Consider the following 2878-nt stretch of genomic DNA (forward strand, 5'->3'; position numbering starts at 1 on the left):
TGACGGGCCGGGTGTGGAAAGGCACCGCCTTCGGCGGCGCGCGCGGGCGCACGGATGTGCCGAAAATCGTGGACTGGTATATGGATGGCAAGGTGGAGATCGACAGCATGATCACCCACACCCTGCCGCTGGAGCGCATCAATGAAGGGTTCGAGTTGATGCACAAGGGCGAAAGCATCCGCGCCGTGGTGGTGTATTGACCCACAGCAGCGGGGGGCCAGCCCCCCGCACCCCCCGGGATATTTGGATCAGGTTGAAGGGGAAGGCTTACTCTGAAAGGGCCGCTTTCACCTTGGTGCAAATATCCTCATGGCCGGGCGGGCGCGGTCCGCCCCCCCTTGAGGTGAATGGGCCAAAGGCCCAGAGGGGGCGCGAGCGCCCCCTATTCTTTGACGGAGGCGGTGAGCCATGGCATCAACCCAAGCCTTGAGATTTCTGGCGGCTCAGGGTGTGGCGGTGACGCTGCATCCCTATGACTATGATCCCGGCGCCGAGGCGGTGGGGATGCAGGCGGCGATGGCACTTGGGATTGATCCGGCGCTGATGCTCAAGACCCTGATGGTCGAGGTCGATGGCAAGCCCGCCTGCTGCGTCATCCCCGCCGACCGGCAGCTGTCGATGAAGCGGGTCGCGGCGGGCTTTGGCGGCAAGGCGGCGGCGATGATGCCGCCCGCCAAGGCCGAAAAGCTGACAGGCTATCGTGTGGGCGGCATTTCTCCCTTCGGGCAAAAGCGGGCCGTGCCCACGGCGCTGGAGGCTGCGGCCTGCGCCGCGCCGAAGGTCTGGATCAATGCGGGCCAGCGCGGGCTGTTGCTGGGCATCGCGCCCGGTGCGGCGCTGGCGGTGCTGACGGCTCAGGCCTTGCCCTTGATCGCCTGATCCTCGGCCCATTCCGGCAGCGGGAACAGCCGGTCCCAAGCCCAGTTGAAGGCGAAGGCATAGACCATATAGAACAGCGCAAAGCCGATATCGAGCAGCACGGCCTGCCACAGGCTGACGCCCAGCACCCAGGCGATGAAGGGGGCCAGCACGATCAGCAGCCCCGCCTCGAACAGCACCGCATGCAGCACCCGCGCGCCCCAGCCCTTTTGCGTGCTGCCGCGCAGCCGGTGCAGGGCCAGATCGAACAGCCAGTTGTAAACGCCGGTCCACAGCATCGCGATCAGCGCACTGCCCGCCGCCACCATGCCGATCTGATCCAGAGGGTGATGCAGCACCAAGGCTGCCAGCGGGGTGATCAGCAGCACCCCCAGAATTTCAAAGCACAGCGCATGGCGCACACGGTCGGCGAAGCTCCGCATCTGACGCGTCCTGTCAGGGGGCGGGCCGTCCCGCGTGGTCTGAAATCCCCGAAGTCGTCTTCGGTGGTGCAGATATAGGCGGCGCGGCGCGGCTTGCCAAGGGCTCAGCCTGCGCTGCGCGCCCGTTCCCGCGCCGAGATATAGAGCGCGCAGGCGATCAGCACGGCGACGCCTGCAAAGGTCCAGAGATCGGGGAAATCGCCAAAGAACCACCAGCCCACGGCCACCGCCATGATCATCTCGGTATAGGCCAGCGGGGCCAGCAGGCTGGCTTCGGCATGATCATAGGCCATGACGATCAGCCCGTGGCCCAGCGTGGAGATCAGCCCAAGTGCGCCGAACAGCGCCCATTGCTCGGGCGTGGGGGGCTGCCACACCAGCCAGACCAGCGCCGAGACGATCAGCGTGCCCAGAAGCGAGGTGCGGAAGGTGGTGACCATCGCCGCATCGCGCCCGGCAATCCGCCGCGTCAGCAGGAAATACAGCGCCAGCGCACAGCCCGCGCCAAAGGCCAGCGCCGTGCCGGGGTTGAAGGCCTGCAAGCCGGGGCGGATGATGATGAGCGTGCCGATGAACCCCACGGCCACGGCAGCCCAGCGGCGCGGCCCCACATGCTCGCGCAGGATCAGCGGCGAAAGCGCTGTCACCACAAGGGGTTGCACGAAGAACACCGCCAGGGCATCGGCGATCGGCAGAAATTTCAGCGCCGCAAAGAACAGGAAGGTGGCGAGGATCAGCAGCACTGCCCGCAGCGAGTGGATGCCCGCCCGCTCGGGCCACAGGCCGCGCGGCCCGGCCGCCCGCAGCGCGAGAGGCGCGGTCAGCACCGCGCCAAAGGCCATGCGCGCCCAGACGATCTGCAAGACCGGCACGCCCATCTCGCCCAGCGTCTTGGCCACCACATCCAGAAACGGCAGCACTGCCATCGCCCCGATCATCAGCCCCACGCCCAGAAGGCTGCCGCGTCCGCTTTGCATCGCATTTCCCTGTTGCCTGCGCCTTTGTGGCGCCCTGCGCCGGCGACTGCCCGCCTGTTCGCGACGCAAGCGCGGCAAAACGGCTTTGCAAAGCGCCGCCCGACCTGTGACAATGGCCGCCAAGAACAACAAGAGGATGCCATGCCCGAAGCCCGCGCCCCCAGACTTTGTGTGTTGATCGACGCCGACAATGTGCCCTCGGGCTATGCCGTCGCGATTTTCGAGGAAATCGCCAGCCTGGGCGAGGCCTCGGTGCGCCGCATCTATGGCGACTGGTCGGCGCAGCGCTTGGGCGGCTGGGCCAAGAAGGTGGCGAGCCTCGGTCTGGTGGCGGATCAGCAGTTTTCCAATACCAAGGGCAAGAATGCCTCGGATATCGGCCTTGTGATCTCGGCGATGGATTTCCTGCATTCGGGGCTGTTTGACGGCTTTGTGCTGGTCAGTTCCGACAGCGATTTCACCCGGCTGGCCGCGCGCATCCGCGAGCAGGGTCTGGATGTTTACGGCATCGGCGAGAAGAAAACCCCCGAGGCGTTCCGGCAGGCCTGCAAGCGCTTCATCTATGTGGAAAATCTGGGGGCGGATGAGGGCGAAGACCTG

The 2878-nt window shown here is 66.1% G+C and carries 4 protein-coding genes and 1 pseudogene; 3 read left to right on the top strand and 2 right to left on the bottom strand.

Annotation, left to right across the window (positions count from 1 at the left end):
- Positions 1-200, top strand: a pseudogene (locus JNN06_RS02210) (S-(hydroxymethyl)glutathione dehydrogenase); the annotation flags it as partial.
- A gap of 208 nt (positions 201-408) precedes the next feature.
- Positions 409-879, top strand: a complete 471-nt coding sequence (locus JNN06_RS02215; RefSeq protein WP_291237966.1) for a YbaK/EbsC family protein — start codon at positions 409-411, stop codon at positions 877-879.
- Here the strand turns inward: JNN06_RS02215 and JNN06_RS02220 are convergent.
- Both JNN06_RS02220 and JNN06_RS02225 read right to left on the bottom strand, forming a co-directional pair.
- Positions 855-1301: a PACE efflux transporter gene (locus JNN06_RS02220; protein WP_291237967.1), complete on the bottom strand. Its 447-nt coding sequence runs from the start codon at positions 1299-1301 to the stop codon at positions 855-857. The two genes, JNN06_RS02215 and JNN06_RS02220, sit on opposite strands and share 25 nt — an antisense overlap.
- Before the next feature lie 104 nt (positions 1302-1405).
- Positions 1406-2278, bottom strand: a complete 873-nt coding sequence (locus tag JNN06_RS02225; protein ID WP_291237968.1) for a DMT family transporter — start codon at positions 2276-2278, stop codon at positions 1406-1408.
- Positions 2279-2419: 141 nt separating this feature from the next.
- On the opposite strand from JNN06_RS02225, the gene JNN06_RS02230 reads away from it, so the two are divergent.
- A partial coding sequence (locus tag JNN06_RS02230) for an NYN domain-containing protein (RefSeq protein WP_291237969.1) occupies positions 2420-2878 on the top strand: 459 nt, incomplete at its 3' end.

It is taken from the genome of Gemmobacter sp., from assembly GCF_016792925.1.
GTDB lineage: Bacteria > Pseudomonadota > Alphaproteobacteria > Rhodobacterales > Rhodobacteraceae > Gemmobacter.